Origin of the sequence: Vibrio sp. 10N.222.55.B11, from assembly GCF_041473705.1 — a bacterium.
Classification (GTDB): domain Bacteria; phylum Pseudomonadota; class Gammaproteobacteria; order Enterobacterales; family Vibrionaceae; genus Vibrio; species Vibrio crassostreae_C.
Genome location: NZ_JBFRST010000030.1, coordinates 12,965 through 34,846, shown reverse-complemented (window position 1 = coordinate 34,846; position 21,882 = coordinate 12,965). Strand labels below are relative to the sequence as shown.

Here is a 21,882-nt window from a genome sequence, read left to right as displayed (position 1 = left end):
CTTTAACTGATCGGCATTAGTGCACTGCACAGCCTTTTTGATTTTGTGTTAGTCGAGTCGCTTACTCTCTTTTCCATGGCAGACGAAATGCCACCACACCAAACAGAATCAAGATTGGGAAACGTAACGTTTCAACAATAAATGAAGCAATACCGCTGAAAGAGACAAAGCTTCCAGCCCAGCTAATCAGCAGATTTCCCGCTAACAACATCGCCATCACTCCAAGAACGATCTTGAATGAGAACTGACCAACCAAAGGTTTCGAGTCTGTTAACGTCACTAGGCATGCAATCGTCATCAAAATCGCCACCCAGAATGAGAATGTTGGCAGTGGCCATATCACCGTCAGAACAATCGACAGTAAGCACAATGCCCACCAAACACCTTTAGAACTCAATAAGGCGCTAATATCAACATCCGGTTTCGCGTCTAATCTCACGATATGCCACGTCGTTAAAGCGCCTAATACGCCACCCATTAATACATCACTAAAAAACGCACTACCTGAATAAGACTTAAATAGCATGATCCACAGCAGGCCAGCGAGCACTACCAGAATGGCTTTTTGCTCCAAGAGGCGCTTTAGTTTCCAAAAGACTAACAAGGTTAAACTGACCCACAAGGCAGCCAACAGACTTGGAAAACTATACCCACTGCTCATCACCAGTTTCAATGTTGGCATGTAAGCGTGTGGACGTGGAAAACCAAAACCTTGGTGCGCGATTAAAGTAAGTAGTGTCACCGAGATCAAAGTGAAGCCAAACTTCAACGCGAAGTTACGGCCAAAGTACCAAGCAATTAACGGCAATATCACAATGAAGACCCATGGCTTGGCCAACAAGTCAGTCAAAAGCACAGTATTCGCAAATACGCTTGGCATCTTATCGAACGTGTTTTGAAGTGACACAATCCAATTTAATTCAACTTGATGGACTTTGGGTGCCGCGCCCACCAGCTCAGTCACATACGTCACCGGTTGATCTGTCGCAGATAAAAACAGCTCGTTAATCTCAGACCACTGTTCTGGGTAGCGGTATTGGTGATCTTGCAATTCAGTAGGAGGAAGTAACATCGCTCGGCTGACTTCCACGCCATAATGAGGAGCAAACCAAATCGGCAGCTCAAAGCCACCTAACTCATTTCGAGCCTTGTAACTGATCACTTCAGAGTCAGAAATACAATCAAACACGACGGCACTGTCGGTATAACCTAGCACATCACCGACCGTTACCGACAAACCAGCCTCTTCCCACGTTTCACGTTGCGCCGCGACGGCTGGCGGCTCACCTGAAACAACAGTGCCTCCCGGTAGAGACAATTGACCGGTGATCAACTCATCAACCAACACGATTTGGTTATCAGCACGTACTACACACAAGGCGCCCGCGATATGATCGGGCAAAGTGTCGTTTGCCCAAGCGGAAGTAGTACTCAAAAGAGACAGTATGAAAACTAATAAATATCGAATAACCAACGAGTTTACCTAAAAAATAATAGAAGAATATTGAAGACTGCTGTTGCAGTTGAACTATTGTAATCAAAGCCACACAAAATCGCTGTCTACGTTTTGTGCAAAGCCTTCCTCATCCATTGAATGTGAGGTGTGAACCCCATTTTTTGATAGAAGTCCTTGGCAGGCGAGTTAAAGTCCCAAACTTCTACAAAGACTTGTTCAACCCCATAATCATCAAAAGTACTTTCAACTTTGTTAAACAACTTTTCAGCAATCGATTCTTTTCGATAATCAGGCAAGACAAACAGTTCATCGACACTTCCCATCGGCACTGGTTTGCTGACCGTTGAGATAAGCTCACAAAAATGCCCAGAGATAAAGCCAACAATGAGCTCTCCTTTTAATGCCACATAAACCAAACATTCAGGGTCATCCAAGTATCGTGCAATGCTTTTTTCCTGCTCAATCTCTTCTGCCGTTTTAAAGTGCTCTGGGCTAGCAAGGTGGTGGTGATGGTGGAGATCGAACATTAACTCGTTAAGTTGTTCTAAATCCGCGTGCTTTGCGGCCCTTAAGGTGACATTCATGACTATTGCGCTTCTCAAACCAAATTAATATCTAAATTGAGTCTAGTTTACTTGGCGTGAGTATCTATACAAGTTATTGAATTAATTCATTGTTTGAAGTGTGTATTTTAGATACAAAAACGGCCACATTACGTGGCCATTCTGTTTGAATGATTTTGAATTAAACGAATATCGAAGCTATGGTTTTTGCTGTGGCTTTTGCTGTAGCTTCAGCTTTATGCACCGTTATCTTCTTTCTCTTCTTTGAGATCAGCAAGCTGTTGTTCCAGTTCAATAAGCTTAATTTCCGCCTCTACTTCCGCAACTCGCTTTTCTGCATCAGTGCGATTGTCTTGCGCTAGACCATCAGCAGTAACTTGGGTTCGTTGTGCGTTTCTTGCATCGACCGTATCTTTCATTGAACCCGCAACACCACCGGTCACACCACCTAATGCAGCGCCCTTAACGGCTAAACTCGCATCTCCAGTTAGAGCGCCGGCTGTTGCTCCTAATAAAGCACCACCTACCGCACCACGATTACGTGCGGCATTCTCATTTTCGTTATCCATTGCTGGTGATGCGCAACCAGAAAGAGTCACAATCAGTGTCGCTAAAAGAAAAGGTTTAGTGAATTTCATAGGAGTCTCGCTTAGTTCTTCGTTTTGAGTAGAACCATCTTAAGCAGAGCCGTTAATGAGATAAATAAAGCCAAGTTTAGACGATACATCATGTTCAGCTATGTATTATTCAGCCATCGCATAACTGATTAATGATATATAGCTTTGAGCTCGCTTTATCCTCACCAACAAAAAAGGCGACCAATAAGGTCGCCTCAATCGCGCTTTCTCTATAATTCTTGCCTTTCACATATCTCTTAGCCTTTAGACCAAAAGTTTTGCATGTTTGCTACGCTAGGTGGTGGCCTAACACCACAATCTCGATAATGATTTTTATCGCCGATCCCCAGTATCTTGCCATTTTCGTCATCAATCATAGCCGCAACTTTAACACCGTCTCCCACATGGCGAGTTAACACGACAATTTCACCAGCTCTTTCAGACCTTACTGCGCCTAAGATTTGATATTCGTAGCGGCCTTTCCTTGAATTAACGATCATCTTCGAGTTAATAGGGTCGGCTTCATATCCCACACCAATATCAAAAACCGCTTGATAGAGATCGACGCCAGTCTTTGATACACATTTAAATACCTTGGGATGACTCAAAGGTTCTAACAACGCTCTACTCGCTTCATCCTTTGAAATACTGGCACTAGCAGCACCACTGACCAATAAAGCAATCAACAAAAAGTAAGCTCGCATAAAAAGACCTCAATATGTGGGATTCATAATGAGGTCATAGTAAACGCAATGGATAAGCGGATGAATAAAGTAGAGTTTAGGTAAACCATCACGCCGGATTATGTATAAATCAACAAGCCGAAGGTGAGATTACCTAAACTGCGACGTCTATTTGCCGAGCTTTTCAGCAATTTCAGTTAAGCTGGTAGGGTCGTCAATAGTTGAAGGCACCACATATTGTTCACCTTCTGCGATCTGCCGGATCGTTCTACGTAAGATCTTACCTGAGCGTGTCTTAGGTAACCTCTCAACAACCAAGGCTTGCTTAAAACAAGCTACCGCGCCGATCTCATTACGAACCTTGCCAACCAATTCCCTTTGCAACTCAATGCCATCGACTTTTACGCCATCTTTTAACACAACTAGACCTAAAGGAAGTTGTCCTTTCAAGTCATCGTGAATCCCGACTACCGCACATTCTGCAATGGCTGGGTGACCACCCACGATCTCTTCCATTTCTCCAGTCGACAGACGGTGTCCCGCTACGTTTATCACATCGTCGATACGGCCCATAATAAATAGATACCCATCTTCATCGAGATAGCCACCGTCCCCAGAAACATAATAGCCTGGGAATTGGCTCAGATAGCCAGATTCAAATCGATCATGATTACGCCAAACCGTTGGCAGACAACCGGGTGGTAGTGGACGTTTGAGTGCAACAAAGCCTTGCTGATTTGGCTGTGCCGTTTCACCCAATTCATTAAGAATCTCGACTTGGTAACCGGGCACAGGCTTAGTTGAAGAACCTGCTTTCACTGGCAAAGATTCCAGCCCTGTCGGATTGGCAGAAATAGCCCAACCCGTTTCGGTTTGCCACCAGTGGTCAATAACCGGTTTATTGGTATGAGACTCAACCCAATCCAATGTTGGCGGGTCCAAACGCTCTCCCGCCATAAAAATCGACTTGAGCGATGATAAGTCATACTTGGTGAGTAACTCGCCTTCAGGATCTTCTTTCTTGATAGCTCTAAATGCCGTTGGCGCAGAAAATAACACATCGACGTTGTACTCTTCACACACACGCCAGAATGCCCCCGGATCTGGCGTTCTAACTGGCTTTCCTTCAAACAAGATGGTTGTGCAACCATGAATCAATGGCGCATACACAATATAGGAATGCCCCACTACCCAGCCGACATCAGAAGCCGCCCAAAACACACCATCTTGCGGCATATCGTAGATAGTGCTCATCGAGTATTTCATCGCGACCGCATGACCACCATTATCGCGCACCACGCCTTTTGGCTTACCCGTCGTCCCTGATGTATACAAGATATATAGTGGGTCAGTCGCTAGAACAGGCACACATACGTGAGGCAAAGCATCCTTAACAGCTTGCTGCCAAAGTACATCACGTTCGTTGTTCAATTCGGCTAGAGACTGCTCTCTTTGGAATACCACCACTTTCTCAGGCTTCCATCGGCTGTCCATGATCGCGCGATCGACCATCGGCTTATATGGCAGGACTTTATTTATCTCGACACCGCAGGATGCAGTAATCAACACCTTGGGCTCGGCATCTTCAATTCGAACTGCAAGCTCATGAGGGGCAAAACCACCAAACACCACCGAATGCACCGCACCTAGTCGTGCACAGGCCAACATTGCCATCGCCGCTTCAGGAATCATTGGCATGTAGATCACCACACGATCACCTTTGGTAACGCCTTGCGTGGCTAACATACCAGCGACTTTAGCCACTTGGTTACGCAATTGATTGTAAGTGTACGAGGATTGAGTTCCTGTAACTGGAGAGTCGTAAATCAGTGCGGTATTGTCACCTCGCCCATTTTCACAATGATAATCCAGCGCGAGCCAGCAGGTGTTCATCACCCCATCAGGAAACCAACGCTCAATTCCGTTATCGTCAGTTTGTAATATCGTTTTTGGTGGTTCAAACCAATCTATCGCTTGTGATTGTGTTTCCCAAAACGAATTTGGGTCTTCCCTCGCCCATTGATACTCGGTGATGTAATCTGTTTTTCTAGTCATTCGATTCGTAGCAGACATAGTGCCTCCTCCATGATTTATCCATTAGTCCAAGCGACTAGCTTTTAACAGTTTCACTTGGGTGCACTCTTTTCTCAGCGTTGTATTCGTGAACATTTAACCGTTCACGACAATCGCTTTACTTGGGAAAAGGCACACGAATGGCACCTTCCATGATCACTCGGGCACTACGACTCATAATCGCCCTCTCTATTTTCCACCCACTTTCGGCCTGCAGCGCTTTCGCACCTACCTTTAAGGTTCCTGACGGGTGTCCAAAGGTCACGAAATCACGACTTCCCTCACCGGCTGCCAAGTTCACTAAGGTGCCAGGAACACTTGCCGCTGAAGCAATAGCAACCGCAGCCGTACCCATCATGGCATGGTGCAGTTGCCCCATAGACAAAGCACGCACCAGAAGGTCAGTATCTTCGACAGCAACCGATTTACCACTGGAAGCTTGGTACGCTTGAGGCTTAGCAACAAACGCGACTTTAGGTGTATGTTGACGTGATTCAGCTTGTTCTAAAGAATCAATAAGACCCATTGCTACTGCACCATATGCTCGTATGGATTCAAACAGAGCCAAGGCTTTGGTATCACTATTGATATCTGATTGAAGTTCAGTGCCTTGGTAGCCAACCGATTCAGCATCAACAAAAATGGTGGGTATCCCAGCATTAATGTATGTCGCTTTGATGCAACCCAGATCGGGAACATCTAAAAAATCGACAACATTCCCTGTTGGGAACATAGAGCCACTCGCATCGGCGGGGTCTAGGAAATCAACTTGGATCTCAGCGGCGGGGAAAGTCACACCGTCGAGTTCAAAATCACCTAACTCTTGAACTTCGCCACCAGCGATAGGTACATGAACAATAATGGTTTTCTCTATGTTCACTTGCCATACTCGCACCTCGACCACACCGTTTTCTGGAATACGATTCGAGTCGACTAGGCCACTATGAATAGCAAATGGGCCCACTGCAGCAGACAGATTGCCGCAGTTACCGCTCCAATCAACGAACGGCTTGTCTATTGCTACTTGGCCGAATAGGTAATCAACATCGTGATCGGCTTTACTACTTTTCGAAACAATAACGGTTTTACTGGTACTGGATGTTGCACCACCCATGCCATCGGTTTGTTTGCCATAAGGATCTGGACTACCAATCACGCGCAGAAGTAATGCGTCTCGAGCTTCTCCGGCAACTTGCGCAGCCTCAGGTAAGTCACTTAAGTTGAAGAAAACGCCTTTGCTTGTTCCGCCCCGCATGTAGGTAGCAGGTACTTTTATCTGTTTATTTGTCATCATAAGCTCCTACTGTGCGAGAAAGTCTTTAGCGAAACGTTGCAATACGCCACCAGCGCTGTACACATTCACTTCGTCTGCCGTGTCTAGTCGGCAGGTCACAGGAACATCCAGCTTGTCACCGTTTTTACGAGTGATGACTAGAGCCAAATCAGACCCTGCTTCAATGTCGCCGTACACGTCGTAAAGCTCGGTGCCGTCCAGTTCTAAGGTATTGCGATTGGTTCCCGCTTTAAACTGCAAAGGCAACACACCCATTCCAACTAAGTTGGTTCTGTGGATTCGTTCAAAGCCTTCGGCGACAATCACTTCAACACCCGCCAAGCGCACCCCTTTGGCTGCCCAGTCACGTGATGAACCTTGTCCATAATCGGCACCAGCAACGACAATCAAGGGTTGTTTACGATTCATGTAAGTTTCTATCGCTTCCCACATTCGCGTAACTTGACCTTCAGGTTCAACTCTTGCTAATGAACCTTGCACGACTTCTCCAGCGTCCTTCACCATTTCGTTAAACAGCTTAGGGTTGGCGAATGTTGCTCGTTGCGCGGTTAAGTGATCGCCTCGATGGGTCGCGTAAGAGTTAAAGTCCTCTTCCGGCACTTCCATTTTGGTGAGGTATTCCCCCGCAGCGCTCGAAGCGAGAATCGCATTTGAAGGGGATAAGTGATCTGTGGTGATGTTGTCACCCAAAATCGCTAAAGGTCTCATACCAGATAGGCTTCGCTCTCCCGCCAGAGCTCCTTCCCAATAAGGTGGTCTGCGAATATAGGTACTTTGAGGTCGCCAGTCATAAAGCGGTTCAGTAGTCACCTGTTCCTCGTCTGGCTGGAACATTTTCACGTAGATTTGTTGGAATTGCTGAGGCTTAACATGTTCACCGACCACTGCATCGATCTCTGCATCACTCGGCCACAAGTCACTTAAATAGATCGATTTTCCGTTGCTGTCTGTACCTAAGCTGTCTTTTTCGATATCAAAGCGAATCGTACCAGCTAAGGCATAAGCGACGACCAATGGCGGTGATGCTAAAAACGCTTGTTTGGCATAAGGGTGAATTCGACCATCGAAGTTTCGATTCCCCGATAGCACAGCGGTTGAATATAGGTCACGGTCGATGATCTCTTGTTGAATTTTAGGATCCAACGCACCACTCATTCCATTACAGGTTGTGCACGCATAACCTACGATACCGAAGCCTAATTGTTCCAGCTCAGGTAGCAAACCTGCCGACTCAAGATAGAGCTTGGCAACTTTAGAGCCCGGCGCAAATGACGTTTTCACCCACGGCTTGCGAACTAATCCAAGCTGATTGGCTTTCTTAGCAACCAATGCCGCGGCGACCACGTTTCTTGGGTTACTGGTGTTAGTACAAGAAGTAATTGCCGCAATGATTACGGCACCATCGGGCATCTGATCATCGCTGTACTGCTTAGCATGCTGCTCTTTCCAAGATGCTTGGCTGATACCTTGTTCAGCCAGCTCTCTGGTTGGCAAACGGCGATGAGGATTTGAAGGCCCCGCAAGGTTACGCTCAACTTTAGACAAATCAAACTCAAGCACACGTTCGTATTGAGCGGAATCTAAGTCATCAGCCCAAAGTCCGGTTTGCTTGGCATAGCGTTCGACTAGTTCAACCTGCTCAGGCTCACGGCCAGTGAGTTTTAGGTATTGAATGGTCTGTTCATCGATATAGAACATACCCGCTGTCGCACCATATTCTGGCGTCATGTTAGATATCGTTGCGCGGTCACCAATAGTCAGAGCACGAGCCCCTTCACCGAAGAATTCCAAATAGCTTGAGACCACTCTCTCATTGCGAAGGAACTCAGTAATCGCAAGCACAATATCCGTTGCGGTGATCCCTTCTTGTCGTTGACCCGTTAGTTTAACGCCGACAATATCAGGCAAACGCATCATTGACGGACGACCGAGCATCACTGTCTCAGCTTCCAAGCCGCCCACACCAATGGCAATAACGCCCAGAGCATCGACATGAGGAGTATGGCTGTCTGTGCCGACACAGGTATCAGGAAACGCGACGCCTTCTTTAGATTGAATAACTGGAGACATTTTCTCCAAGTTAATCTGGTGCATGATCCCGTTACCCGCAGGGATCACACTCACGTTTTTAAACGCGGTTTTACACCATTCAATAAAATGAAAACGGTCTTCGTTTCTGCGCTCCTCAATCGCGCGGTTTTTATCAAAGGCTTCGCTATCAAAGCCTGCATGTTCCACTGCCAGAGAGTGATCAACAATCAATTGAGTTTCGACAACGGGGTTCACATTGGCAGGGTCTCCGCCTTGGTCGGCAATCGCGTCTCTTAATCCAGCCAAATCAACCAAGGCTGTTTGACCAAGAATGTCATGACATACCACGCGCGCAGGATACCAAGGAAAATCTAAGTCGCTCTTGCGTTCAATAATCTGTTTTAAGCTGCCTTCAAGGGTTTCAGGATCACAGCGTCTTACTAATTGCTCTGCCAATACTCTCGACGTATAAGGCAAGGTTTTATAACTGCCCGGAGATATCGCTTCTACCGCTTCGCAAGCATCGAAATACTCTAAATGGGTTCCGGGTAAAAGTTTCCGGTACTGATTTTTATCAAGGTACTGAGCTTGTTCAAGTTTTACATCAGACATACATCCACCATTATCTGTTAAATTCTATTCGTTGGTTCTTGAGGCCTTGTCATATGAAGACGGAAGTCACCTCAAGACATAAGTCGGCTCGATATAGAGAACTAACGTAAGTGGATTGGTAGCCAGTCTTGATGCTCTGGGCCGGTGTAGTCTGCACTTGGACGAATGATGCGATTATTTTCTCTCTGTTCGAACACGTGCGCCGTCCAACCCGTAAGGCGGCTCATCACGAAGATAGGAGTAAACAATTTGGTTGGGATGTCCATGAAGTGATAAGCCGACGCATGGAAGAAGTCAGCATTACAGAACAAGCCTTTCTCGCGCTTCATTACCGCTTCAACACGCTCAGAAACGGCGTAAAGCTGCTTATCTCCCACTTCTTGAGCTAACTCTTTTGACCAACGCTTGATTAGAGCATTTCGTGGGTCGCTTTCACGATAAATGGCATGACCGAAGCCCATGATTTTGTCTTTGTTAGCAAGCATCTGCATGATGTTAGTTTCTGCTTCATCAGCGGATTTCCAATCTTGGATCATTTCCATTGCCGCTTCATTCGCACCGCCATGTAAAGGACCTCTTAGTGTGCCAATTGCTGCTGTAACGCACGAATGAATATCTGCCAGTGTTGATGCACACACACGAGCGGCAAAAGTCGAAGCATTAAACTCATGTTCCGCATACAGGGTGAGCGAGCAGTGCATTACCTTCTTGTGAAGTTCACTCGGCGCTTTATCCGTTAACATCTTCAAGAAGTAGCCACCCAGACACGCTTCGCTTTGATCTTCCGTATCAATGCGCACGCCATCATGGCTAAAGCGATACCAGTAACAAATAATCGCAGGGAAAAGCGCGAGCATTCGTTCAGTCGCAGGCAATTGTTCTGAAAAATCAGATTCTTGCTCTAGATTACCTAGCATCGAACAACCCGTTCTCATCACATCCATTGGGTGAGCGTCTGCAGGAATAAGCTCCAACAATGCTTTCAAAGGTTGAGGTAAACCACGTAAACCAACCAACAATGTTTTGTAATCGTCTAGCTCTTTTTCATTGGGCAAATGGCCTCTTAATAGCAGATGTGCCACTTCTTCAAACTGAGCGTGGTTAGCAAGATCGGTAATGTCATAGCCACGGTAAGTTAAACCCGTTCCTGATTTTCCTACCGTACATAGCGCAGTCGACCCTGCACTTTGACCACGTAGACCAGCACCACCGATTGCCGGTGCGCTGGCTGGTTTGTTTGCTGTTTTTTCACTTTTTTGCTCTACTTTTGAAGCATTTTCGACAGCGGCTTTATCACTCAAAGATACAGACATGGTGAACTCCTTTTCTGTGTTAGCCGCCTGCACTCTTTGGTGCTGCCTATTTATATGCCCGATGATCTTTATCATCGGTACTGGATTTGGCGACTAACCATTTCACGTTATTGGATTAAGTTGATTTTTGATTAATTGAAACTGGTTTACCCTTCGCTTGAAAACAACTGATCAAGCTTGTTCTCGTAATCGTGGTAACTCAGGTGTTCGTAAAGCTCTTTACGGGTTTGCATTGAGTCCAACAGAGCTTCTTGGTTGCCTTCAACTAACAAGTGTTTGTAAACATTCTCCGCGGCTTTGTTCATCGCACGGAACGCACTCAATGGGTAAAGCACCATATCGACACTTGATTGGGCTAACTCGTTACAGTTATAGAGGGGGGTTTGGCCAAATTCAGTGATGTTCGCAAGAATAGGCACATGTTTACCTGTTGCTGATTTCAAAGCTGCCGAGAACTTCACATATTGGTCGAGTTGATTCATCGCCTCAGGGAAAATCATGTCTGCGCCCGCTTCAACACACGCAATCGCTCGTTCAATCGCGCTATCAATGCCTTCAACCGCCAATGCATCGGTACGCGCCATAATCACGAAGCTCTCATCGGTTCTAGCATCTGTTGCCGCTTTGACTCGATCAACCATCTCTTGCTGGCTTACAATCGCTTTATTGGGACGATGACCACATCGCTTCTGGGCAACTTGATCTTCCATGTGAATAGCAGCAGCACCCGCTTTTTCCATCGCTCGAATGGTTCGTGCAATGTTAAATGCACCACCAAACCCCGTATCGATGTCCACCAGCAAAGGTAAATCACACGCATTGGTAATACGTTCCACATCGACCAACACATCGTTCAATGTAGTAATGCCCAAGTCAGGCAAACCGTAAGACGCATTGGCGATACCTCCGCCAGACAAATAGATAGCTTGGTGGCCCAAGTTCTTTGCCATCATTGCGCAGTACGGATTGACCGTGCCGACGATCTGCAATGGGTCGTTGTCTTGCACAGCTTGTCGGAACTTAGCTCCTGCTGATAACTTCATAATGACGCTCCCTGTTAATTGTTTATTTCTAGCTAACCTTTAAGACTTACGGCTTTTGGTTATCGCCAGCTCTGACCCGCTGACAGATACCAGTCGCCAGTTAATCAAGATCTTTGGATTGAATTTGTTGTTCTATCAGCAATCGACTGCCCGAGATGTGTCGTCGCATTAGCATTTCTGCTAGCTCTTCATCGCGATTACGAATCGCTTGTAGGATGTATTTGTGTTCATCGAGCGCCTCTTTTGGTCGAGACTGAGCCCTAGGCGATTGATAGCGGTACATTCGTAATAGGTGATAAAGCTCGTCACACAGCAGCGAAATGAGTTTGCTGTTACGACTCGCTTTGATAATGCGATAATGGAAATCGAAATCCCCATGTTGATGAAAGTAAGAAGAACCTTCGACTTCATCGATGTGCTTTGAGTGTGTCGACAATAACCCTTCAAGCCCAATAAGCTCTTCTTGTGTGATATGTCGCGCTGCTAATCGCGCAGCCATACCTTCCAATGCCTCTCGCACCGCGTAAAGCTCTAGCAGTTTGTCTGCCGAAAAAGTAATAACTCGAGCGCCGACATGAGGAATTCGCTCAATAAGCCCTAGCCCTTCCACACGCATTATCGCTTCACGTAATGGACCTCGACTTACCTCGAAGCGTTTAGCCAGTTCAGGCTCCGAGATCTTACTGCCCGGTGCTAATTCACCGTTAACAATCGCCTCAACGAGATACTCTGTCAGATTTTCCGACTTGGTGTTTTCTTTGTTGCTCACACGTGTTTTCGTGTTTGCACTTAAGGTGAGATCTTTTATCGCAGTATTCATATTCACGCTGCTCACTTCTGATTGCCGACCCTAACTGTCAACAATTTCATAACATGAACATAAAATACACGATTGAATTGTCGACAATCAAGCCAATTGTCGACAATTTAGACTAAGGTAGTATTTTTCATAGACGATTAAAACTAATCCAAAAGGACACTACAAACAACTCAACCATCTGTTATTTATCGATTTAATCAGAGTAAGAGTCACTAACCCCCTATCTACCCTAAAATCATTTGAAATCGATATGTCGACAACTTATAGCCGAAAGCAGCCCCCTTCGTATCTATCCACCAGCTCACCGATAAACAGATATAAAAAAGGCGCACTCATGTGCGCCTTTCATTCATCGAACCCGTTCTAACAAGCCAACCTTTAATCAAGCTATCTGACGAGTAACTTCTAGGTATTTGTTGATATCAACGAAATCAATTTGTTCCGGTTTGAGATACTCTTCTGCATAACGCAGGTGAGTACCGCTGGTTAAGAACAATCTAAACAGTTCGATATCGAGATGCTCGTCCAACGCCATTTTGTACATGATGTCGACAGCAACACTGATTGGCTTCGCCTTCTTATAAGGCCTATCCGCAGCAGTTAACGCCTCAAAAATATCGGAGATCACCAGAATACGTTCTGGGATTGAAAGGTCATCACCAGTCAGCTTCCTTGGATATCCCGTACCTTTGAGTGTTTCATGATGCGTCGAAGCATAGCGAGGAACACGGCTTAGCTCTTTCGGGAATGGCAGGTTCTCAAGCATCTTAATCGTGCCAAGCATATGCTCATTTATCTTGAATCGGTCTTCAGCAGTTAACGTGCCACGTGCAATGCTCAGATTGTAGACTTCGCCTAAGTTGTATAGGTGCTCCGGCACATCCATTTTGATTTGATATTTCGGGTCGAACTCTAACGGCCTATCTCTTTTCACTATATGTTCAGGCTTATCACTTAACAGCAGCTCTGTCGCTGGCAAGCTTGAACTCGATTCTCGATTCAAGGCTTCTATCGGTGATAGACCAAGTTGGTCATCAAAATTACGCATCCAAGTCGTCTCAGCTATCGAACGAATACGAGCAACTTTGTCGTCACTCATGAACTCACCACCAACGTTCGACGTAGCGATAAAGGCAAAGTCATCTTGTAGCTGCTGCTTCGTTGCCGTAAGTTCATCGGCTATCAGTTGCGTTGATAGCGTACCATCAAGTTGTTTTCTCAAAGCGGTGATTTCCGCATCACGCCAAAGTACTTCAAATCGAGTTCTCACCTCGTGGATTCGGTTGTAGTTCGCTTCTAACTTCGTACCTTTATCGACGATGTGTTCCGGTGTCGTGATCTTGCCACAATCATGAAGCCAAGCCGCAATTCTAAACTCACGGCGTTCGTCATCATTTTTAAACTCAAAGTCTTTGAAGTGCTCAGACTGCGATTGTTCCGCCGCGTCAGCCAGCATCAAGCCGAGTTCTGGTACACGATTACAATGCCCTGCCGTATAAGCGGACTTATCATCGATCGCTTGAGCGATGAGCTTGATAAACGACTCAACAAACGCCTCTTGCATCTGTTCATGTCGTTTAATCTCCATAGCCATATCTTTTACAGCAACAGATAATTCCCACACTTCTTTGATTCGAGTATCAAGAACTGTCACGTTGTCATAATCACGCAGCTTAACCTTATGAGTCTCTTCCTCTAATTGGCGAATTGGATGCACTATCGGCGCACCAAAAACCCAAGCAATAGGCAACGTCAAACTCATCAGTAACACCGTTACACCAACAGAGGTTGCTAGACGTTTATTGACTGTACTGAAGACTTCAGATTCGGGAATCAATACCGCAAAATACTCAGAGTAGTGTTCGCCCGTGTCTATTTTCTTTAAATAGAGATGCTTGATCTCGCCATTCAACTCTACCCTTACCATACTGCCTTCAACCGTTGCTTCCTTAGTCAAATCATAAAGTTCAGTATAAGGAACCGTCGTATTCGTATTAAAGCCGGTATCATGCAGCCACTTTTTCGCTAAGGCATCAAGTTGTTCACCACTTAACTTACTGATAGCTTGATCAATGATTGGGAGCAATTGTTTATGCTTGCTCTGCAGCACCAAATGGAATTGGTTTGAGTAGTTCTGTTTTAGATCTTCTAGAGTCCCATTGACAACAAGGCCTGGCTGGAAAAACCTATCTAATGCAAACGAGAGTACGGGTTCTGCTTCTAAGAAAGCAAAGTTCTCTTCGCTTTCAATTGAATTAAATGCAGACTCTAGGTTTTCAAATTCAACTAAATCAATGTTCGGAAAATCCTCTCTCAACTTAGGAATAATTGACCACCCAGATAAAATGGCAACTTTTTTACCCTCAAGCTCGGCATAATTAGTGACAACCTTCGCGCCGACCCTTGTCACGATAGAAAATGGCAATTCATAAATTGGAGTCGTGTATAGGCCATCTATGCCATTATTTTTATAATGTTGAACCGATTGCAGGCCATCAATACTTCCTTCTTGAAACTTACTGACAAGCTCGCCCCAAGAGAAACCATTAACAAATTCAAACCTGATCCCTGTCATCTCACCAATCATTTTAAGAAGGTCTATCGCATAGCCGTTTGGTTTTCCCGCCACTGAAAAGTCCATCGGCCCCCAATCATTTTGATTAGACACTAACAGCGGAGGGGTATCGTTAATCAAGGCTTGCTGCTCAGACGATAGCATCAATGTTGATACATCAAACTCCGATTCCTGATTGTTAACCTTGAGGTTAGACGCAATAATATTACCCGATTTCGAATATAAGAAAGACTCAACCTTACTGTCTTCTGCTAAGCCAAGCGCCGTACCTGATAGTTTGCTAGCTAAAGAAGACAACACAATATCAATACCAATCACATGTTGAACTTCAGATTCGATTTTCGAATCAAACGCTAAAGAATAAGTTTGCCCGGTAATTTGTAAATGCTGGAAAAGATATGGCTGAGTTTTTTCGACCGACTGAACATTGGCAAAAACATACCAAGGCCTGGTTGTTGGAAGGTAGTTGCTCTGCTCCGTAGTTGAGTTTCTTAGCGTAAACTCTTGGTCAAAATATTTCGTCGTACGGACGCGCTCCTCCCCTATATTATGAATCTCAACCACAACCCAACGGTCCTTTTGTTGTGCACCGATTTTTTCTCTAACGACAGGGGCAGATTCTAGATTAATAATTTGGAAGAAGTTTTCATTAGATGAGCCAATGTAAATACTATAAAAGAGAGGGTTATCTTTAATTGCTTCTGAAAGAATACTACGCGACTCTTCTTTCGATATTTTGTTACTTATAGAACGTTTCACTGAAGAAAGTAAACGCGCGGTATTGGCTGCGTCAGAATCAACCGCGCCGATATAGTTACTCAGCTCTTGGGACACCATCGTCAACTTTGATAGGGTATTCTCAGTCGCCATTTTTTTACTGAAGTAATATTGCAGTGAAACCGCAACAACAGCGGTAAGAAATGTCGCGAGTAAAAACATTCCTCCAACAGTAAATCGTAACGAAATTTTTTTGTCTGTCATTATTCGATCCTTGAATAACCACTAGCTCAGAAATGTAACGTGCCAGCTATAATCATATTATTACAGTAGCACTGCACACCTAGCAACATATTATTCTATATATTAAAGAGCGCCTCTCCATATCACTCTTTGTGTCGCAATAAGTACCCTCTTTAATGATACACAGCAGTATAAAGCGACCAACAGTCAAAAAAATTGTTCACATAAACTCAAGAAAAACCTAGTTATTATTGCTAGAAGAATCCTACAGCCACCTCCCCGTGAACTTTATGAACAATATTAATCCAATGTTCTTTATTCTCAATATCGCCGCATTACAGACATTTCGTTAACACACCGTTAACTTTAACGTCATCTACTAAGCAATACCCTATTCGTGTATTTAGTAGCTGGATATAAAACATAAGTTTCTCTCCATTGAAGAGATCCCCTACATAAGGAACGTGAACCATGTTCAAGGCACTGAAACCTACTCTTGCGGCTTCTATAATCGCAGCAACCTTTTCTTTCAACACTTTTGCTGCTGACGTAGAAAAAATCCACTTCCTAATCCCTGGCGGCGCTGGTGGCGGTTGGGATATGACAGCTCGTGGTACGGGTGATGTATTGGTGAAATCAGACATCGTAGAAAATGTCTCTTTCCAAAACCTATCTGGTGGCGGTGGCGGTAAAGCGATTGCTCACCTAATCGAAACGGCTCAACGCCAAGAAGACACGCTAATGGTGAACTCAACGCCTATCGTTGTTCGTTCACTAACGGGGATCTTCCCACAATCTTTCCGTGACCTAACTCCTGTAGCAGCAACCATTGCCGATTACGGTGCAATTGTCGCGTCTGCAGATTCTAAGTACAACACTTGGGAAGACGTCGTTAAAGAATTCGAAACCAACCCACGTAAAGTAAAAATTGCTGGTGGCTCAGCTCGTGGCAGCATGGACCACCTTGTGGTTGCGGCAGCGTTCAAAGGCGAAGGTTTTGATGCTAAAAAAGTACGTTACATTGCCTACGATGCTGGCGGTAAAGCGATGGCGGCACTGCTTTCTGGCGAAACACAGCTGCTTTCTACTGGCCTTGGTGAAGTGCTAGAGATGTCTAAATCTGGCCAAGTAAAAGTGCTTGCTGTAACGGCACCAAAGCGTCTTGACGCTGCACCGAATATCCCAACACTGACTGAGTACGGCAACGAAACCGTATTCGCTAACTGGCGTGGTTTCTTTGCAGCACCGGGCACAAGCCAAGCGAAGATCGACGAGTGGAATGTAGCGCTTGGCAAAATGTACAAAACCGATGAGTGGCAAGTGGTTCGTGACCGTAACGGTTGGATCGACAACTACAAAGCTGACAAAGATTTTTACGCCTTCCTAGAAGATCAAGAAAAACAGATGGGCGACCTAATGCGAGAGCTTGGTTTCTTGAAATAACCAACAACCATAGAGGGCCTATGTGCCCTCTTACTCTTTCCTTGTTTCGCCGTGCATGAGTTAACTTCAAACTCCTTTGTTTATTCGTAGACGTATTACTAACGCTTGCCGATTCGTTGTAAACGCAAGTGGCTGATAAACCAGTACCGTAATTCGCTTACCTTTGGTTAGTGATCCCAGACATTTCATTGACTCGCTCATGTACGGCTTTTTTACTTTTTATACCACCCCAAATGGAGTTGGATATGTCGGACTTACCAACCAAATTTCTGAGTAAGGAATCTTTGCTTTCGAAGGATCGCATCGGAGCCATGCTCTTTATGCTTGCATGTTTATGCTATGGCTACCAAACCACGCTGATTCCTTTGTTCCCCGGTGACGAGTACGAACCCTTCACAGCAAGAACCTTACCTACCCTGTTGACGTTTATCGGCATTGGCCTTTCGTTGATCCTGCTAATAACAGGACAACCGGATAAGAAAGTCACATGTGACACAACACCGCTAAACTGGAAACTGCTGATTGGCTTCTTGGTGTTAATGGCACTGTACGGTGTTGGGCTGACTTATCTTGGCTTTGTTTTAGCAACCAGCTTCTTCTTACTTGCAGGCTTTTACCTGTTGGGTGAGCGCCGCAAAACTGTTTTATTTGGCGCGTCGTTTCCTTTCGTTATCGCGTTCTTTCTTTTATTAACTCAAGGCTTAGATATCTACCTAGAGCCTGGTTTAATCTTCACTCTTTGGTAGGGATAACATTATGTTAGACGGAATTTTACAAGGACTTTCTACCGCTGTGATGCCAATGAACATCATGATGGTAATTGTGGGCTGTTTCGTGGGTACCTTCATCGGTATGCTACCGGGGTTAGGTCCAATTTCAGCAATCGCGTTGATGATCCCTATTACATACGGCCTAGACCCTTCTTCTGGCCTAATCTTGATGGCTGGTGTGTATTACGGCGCTGTATTTGGTGGCTCCACGTCATCCATCTTAATCAATGCTCCGGGTTGTTCTTCAACGGTAGTAACCGCGTTTGACGGCTACCCGATGGCTCAAAAAGGCCAAGCAGGTAAAGCACTTGCTCTCGCGGCTTACTCTTCTTTCACAGGCGGTACGCTTTCAGCAATCATGCTTTTGATTGCCGCACCGGCTCTAGCAAGCGTGTCACTGAGCTTCCAGTCTTCAGACTACTTTGCGTTGATGCTATTAGGTTTGTCCGCTGTAGCGGCGTTTGCAGGCCCAGGTCAGGTAATCAAAGCGTGGATGATGACTATTCTTGGTTTGATGCTATCAACTGTAGGTATCGACAAAGGTGTTGGCGTTGAACGGTTCACTTTTGGCCTTACGGATCTGATGGATGGCTTTAGCTTCCTATTATTAGCGATGGCAACATTCGCACTGGGTGAAACCTTGATGGGTATTCTAAAACCAGAGCAAGACACCAGCGCGGAAGAAAGCCAAAAGATGTCGGATATTGGTAGCATGAAGGTCACCAAAGAAGAGTTCAAAGAAGTGGCACCAGTTTCAATTCGATCTTCTATTCTCGGTTTCTTTACCGGTGTTCTACCGGGCGCGGGTGCCACTATTGCGGCATTCCTAAGTTACGGTATGGAGCGTAGCCTCGCGCCAAAAGACAAGCAGAAAGAGTTCGGTAAAGGCAGTATTCGTGGTCTTGTGGCTCCTGAATCAGCAAACAATGCAGCTTCAAGTGGTTCATTTGTACCGCTGTTAACACTCGGTATTCCGGGCTCTGGTACTACAGCAATTATGCTTGGTGCATTGATTGCCTACGGTATTCAGCCGGGTCCTCGCTTGTTCGTTGAGCACCCAGACGTATTTTGGTCGGTGATTATCTCGATGTACTTTGGCAACATCGTGCTGGTTATCTTAAACCTGCCTTTAATCCCTTATATTTCTAAACTGCTAGCGGTACCTAGAACGGTTCTACTGCCAATGATTATCTTCTTCTCAATCACTGGCGTGTACTTGGTGTCATTCAACACGATGGACGTATTTGTGATGCTACTGGTAGCGATGGCTGCGATAGCATTAAGGCTAGCCAACTTCCCATTGGCACCATTACTGTTAGGCTTCATATTGGGCGGCTTGATGGAAGAGAACTTAAGACGAGCATTGATGATCAGCGATGGTGAGTTGAACTTCTTATGGGAACGCCCTATTACGATGACCTTCACTATTCTGGCGGTATTGGTGCTGTCTAGCCCGATTCTAGTGAAACTATTTAAGAGTTTTAGAGCGAAGCCAGTAGAAGTGTAAAGCTTTATCGAATCAACTAAACCTCAACGAAAGGAGCCATTGGCTCCTTTTTTCATTTAAAGCCTCAATTAAAACCAGCGGTTAAAGATGGTAGCAAACTCACAAACCTATCTTTACAACACACATGGCGCTGATATTCATAACAAATTCAAGTAAGGTAACCAGTTAGTTAACGTATTGGATTCTAAAACTATGGATTGGTTGATTCTATTCTTATCAGGGGTGGTTGGCGGTGTGCTTAACTCCATTGCGGGTGGCGGCAGCTTCATCACTTTCCCTGCTTTGTTATTTGCTGGCGTTCCACCAATAGCAGCCAACGCGACCAATACCTTTGCTTCGTGTGCTGGATACATTAGCGGAGCCTACGCTCTGCGCCACGAAATTCAATCTGGTACTAAGCAGCTAAAACTGACTATAGCTTTATGTGTGATTGGCGGTGGTATCGGGGCATTTTTACTGCTGCACACACCAGAAGCTCTGTTCACTCAATCTGTCCCTTGGCTGTTGCTGTATGCTGCTCTGCTTTTCACGTTTGGCGGCATGCTCAATAAATGGCTTAAACAAGCTACAGCAAAACATAAGCACGCCACTAGCGCAGGCGCATTCTTTTCCGCTTTATTACTTTTGATTGTCTGTATCTACGGTGGGTATTTTAATGCAGGTTTGGGCATTGTGACATTGAGCTACTTGGCGCTGGCTGGTTACACCAACATCAACGTGATGAATGGCATCAAACTGCTCGTGTCCGCGTGTGCTTCCCTCGCAGCGATCGTATTTTTTATCGTCAATGGTTCGATTGATTGGCCGTCTGGCATGGCTGTATTATTGGGTACATTGGTTGGTGGTTATTATTCAGCAAAAATCTCTCGCCGCATCCCTCAACACTATGTTCGAACCACAGTGATCATCGCGAGCTTTTTGATCACCGCTTACTTTTTCTATGCTAATTAGACGTTCGGTTTAATAAGACTTGCAACTGGAAAGATTAAGCAAAGAGACTACACCCTTCTCATACCGATTCCGCTATTTCATTGCTTATAAAATAGCCAAGCCAAAATGTGTGAGACGAGTCCTTCAATTAGCAAATTTGATAACAATTTAGACTGTTTTTTAGCCTTTATTTTGCCAAAGGTGGGATAATTCTCCTGTCGAAAGTGAGACTTCATTAGGAGGCGTTATGAACACTAAACTCGGTCATGTCATGTCATCAAGTCGACTCATTTGCTTTGTCGCTTTTCTTGCTGCCACATTCGCGTGGATCTTAAAAATGCCCGCTCTGTTTTCTGTGTCAGCGCTATTCTTACTGGTCAGTGCGATCGTTTATGTCACCGATCTTTGGAAGAATCAAAGAAAGAACCGCGAAGCTTAGCCAATTACGGTTTAATCGAACGAATTAAAAAAGGAGCTCATAGGCTCCTTTTGTGTTTTTCGCTTATCTAATTAGCCGTGCTAATCGCCGACGCCTTATTTAGCGACGGTTCTTTCTAGCGACGTCTTCTTGTTAACGACGGAAGTTACGACCGTTACCGCCGCGGCGCTCTTTAAATGCAGACGCAGCTTTAGCTTGAGAAGCGTGGATAGACTCAACCGTTAGTTCCATTGGCTCACGAGGCTCTAGCCCATGGCGGAATGTACGTGAACGCGGAGGCATCTGGTATTCGATGTCCGATGCTTTAGGCATGCGCTTGAAACGGTAAAGGTAGAAGTTTTCAACCTTCTCACGAGCCCATTCGGTTTTCTTCAGGTATTTAACTGCGCTTGCCACTGTAGGCTTAGTGTTAAAGCAGTTCATACGCATGGCCGCATCTAAAATTTCCCAACCATAGTGATCCACTAATTCAGTGATCATGGTTTCAAGCTTTAAGCCGTGTAGCGGGTTATTTTGTTGCAGTTCGATTCTTTCTTCTTCAGTCATAACATTACCTTTTTCAAGGCAACTAAAGGCCTTGAATTTACTCTAGAACACCGTCATCACTGACCATTTCTAGCTCAATCATTTGGGCATTATTTCCATTGCCCTTGTTTATGTCTTTATGATGGCATAAAGCATGTGCGTTATCCTATTTATCTTTTCATTTAATTTTAAAATGGTTATTTAACGTCCAGATCATCATTAACAGCA

17 protein-coding genes are annotated in these 21,882 nt (G+C 45.2%); 5 read left to right on the top strand and 12 right to left on the bottom strand.

The features are described 5' to 3' along the window. Positions 1-61: 61 nt before the first annotated feature. From AB4503_RS11790 to AB4503_RS11740, 11 genes are all read right to left on the bottom strand, one after another. Complete coding sequence (locus tag AB4503_RS11790) at positions 62-1,474, bottom strand: NUDIX domain-containing protein (RefSeq protein WP_029235369.1); 1,413 nt, start codon at positions 1,472-1,474, stop codon at positions 62-64. An 86-nt stretch (positions 1,475-1,560) separates the two neighbouring features. Beyond that, on the bottom strand, positions 1,561-2,040 hold the full coding sequence (locus AB4503_RS11785) for a GNAT family N-acetyltransferase (RefSeq protein ID WP_009846623.1): 480 nt from the start codon (positions 2,038-2,040) through the stop codon (positions 1,561-1,563). A gap of 215 nt (positions 2,041-2,255) precedes the next feature. Next, positions 2,256-2,657 (bottom strand): glycine zipper domain-containing protein, encoded by a 402-nt coding sequence (locus tag AB4503_RS11780; RefSeq protein WP_372114754.1) that lies wholly within the window; start codon positions 2,655-2,657, stop codon positions 2,256-2,258. Positions 2,658-2,893: 236 nt separating this feature from the next. After that, on the bottom strand, positions 2,894-3,340 hold the full coding sequence (locus AB4503_RS11775; RefSeq protein ID WP_050648228.1) for a hypothetical protein: 447 nt from the start codon (positions 3,338-3,340) through the stop codon (positions 2,894-2,896). A 147-nt stretch (positions 3,341-3,487) separates the two neighbouring features. Further along, positions 3,488-5,392: a propionyl-CoA synthetase gene (locus tag AB4503_RS11770; protein ID WP_372114752.1), complete on the bottom strand. Its 1,905-nt coding sequence runs from the start codon at positions 5,390-5,392 to the stop codon at positions 3,488-3,490. A gap of 118 nt (positions 5,393-5,510) precedes the next feature. Continuing rightward, positions 5,511-6,683: a 2-methylaconitate cis-trans isomerase PrpF gene (gene prpF / locus AB4503_RS11765; protein WP_372114756.1), complete on the bottom strand. Its 1,173-nt coding sequence runs from the start codon at positions 6,681-6,683 to the stop codon at positions 5,511-5,513. A 9-nt stretch (positions 6,684-6,692) separates the two neighbouring features. Continuing rightward, positions 6,693-9,329: a Fe/S-dependent 2-methylisocitrate dehydratase AcnD gene (gene acnD / locus AB4503_RS11760; RefSeq protein WP_372114750.1), complete on the bottom strand. Its 2,637-nt coding sequence runs from the start codon at positions 9,327-9,329 to the stop codon at positions 6,693-6,695. Positions 9,330-9,430: 101 nt separating this feature from the next. Then, the gene (prpC, locus tag AB4503_RS11755; RefSeq protein WP_372114749.1) at positions 9,431-10,642 is read right to left on the bottom strand and encodes a 2-methylcitrate synthase; all 1,212 of its coding nucleotides are present in this window, start codon (positions 10,640-10,642) and stop codon (positions 9,431-9,433) included. 146 nt (positions 10,643-10,788) lie between these two features. Next, entirely contained in the window at positions 10,789-11,685 is an 897-nt protein-coding gene (gene prpB, locus AB4503_RS11750) for a methylisocitrate lyase (protein WP_372114747.1), read from the bottom strand. 100 nt (positions 11,686-11,785) lie between these two features. After that, positions 11,786-12,505: a GntR family transcriptional regulator gene (locus AB4503_RS11745; RefSeq protein WP_108152223.1), complete on the bottom strand. Its 720-nt coding sequence runs from the start codon at positions 12,503-12,505 to the stop codon at positions 11,786-11,788. 382 nt (positions 12,506-12,887) lie between these two features. Then, positions 12,888-16,061, bottom strand: coding sequence for an HD domain-containing phosphohydrolase (locus AB4503_RS11740; protein WP_372114745.1), 3,174 nt, complete (start codon positions 16,059-16,061; stop codon positions 12,888-12,890). Positions 16,062-16,511: 450 nt separating this feature from the next. Here AB4503_RS11740 and AB4503_RS11735 point away from each other — a divergent pair, with 450 nt between their 5' ends. The 5 genes from AB4503_RS11735 to AB4503_RS11715 all read left to right on the top strand — a co-directional run bounded on the left by AB4503_RS11735 (position 16,512) and on the right by AB4503_RS11715 (position 21,129). After that, on the top strand, positions 16,512-17,483 hold the full coding sequence (locus AB4503_RS11735) for a tripartite tricarboxylate transporter substrate binding protein (RefSeq protein WP_004733595.1): 972 nt from the start codon (positions 16,512-16,514) through the stop codon (positions 17,481-17,483). A gap of 245 nt (positions 17,484-17,728) precedes the next feature. Further along, on the top strand, positions 17,729-18,229 hold the full coding sequence (locus AB4503_RS11730) for a tripartite tricarboxylate transporter TctB family protein (RefSeq protein ID WP_372114742.1): 501 nt from the start codon (positions 17,729-17,731) through the stop codon (positions 18,227-18,229). A 10-nt stretch (positions 18,230-18,239) separates the two neighbouring features. Next, positions 18,240-19,760 carry a tripartite tricarboxylate transporter permease gene (locus tag AB4503_RS11725; protein ID WP_012603793.1) on the top strand — a complete coding sequence of 507 codons (1,521 nt, stop codon included), beginning with the start codon at positions 18,240-18,242 and terminating at the stop codon, positions 19,758-19,760. Between the two features lie 192 nt (positions 19,761-19,952). Then, positions 19,953-20,711 carry a sulfite exporter TauE/SafE family protein gene (locus AB4503_RS11720; RefSeq protein WP_372114739.1) on the top strand — a complete coding sequence of 253 codons (759 nt, stop codon included), beginning with the start codon at positions 19,953-19,955 and terminating at the stop codon, positions 20,709-20,711. A gap of 226 nt (positions 20,712-20,937) precedes the next feature. Next, on the top strand, positions 20,938-21,129 hold the full coding sequence (locus AB4503_RS11715) for a hypothetical protein (RefSeq protein ID WP_017059711.1): 192 nt from the start codon (positions 20,938-20,940) through the stop codon (positions 21,127-21,129). Between the two features lie 132 nt (positions 21,130-21,261). Here the strand turns inward: AB4503_RS11715 and AB4503_RS11710 are convergent, their stop codons facing one another. Continuing rightward, positions 21,262-21,675, bottom strand: coding sequence for a VF530 family DNA-binding protein (locus AB4503_RS11710; RefSeq protein WP_010438513.1), 414 nt, complete (start codon positions 21,673-21,675; stop codon positions 21,262-21,264). Between the last annotated feature and the right edge of the window lie 207 nt (positions 21,676-21,882).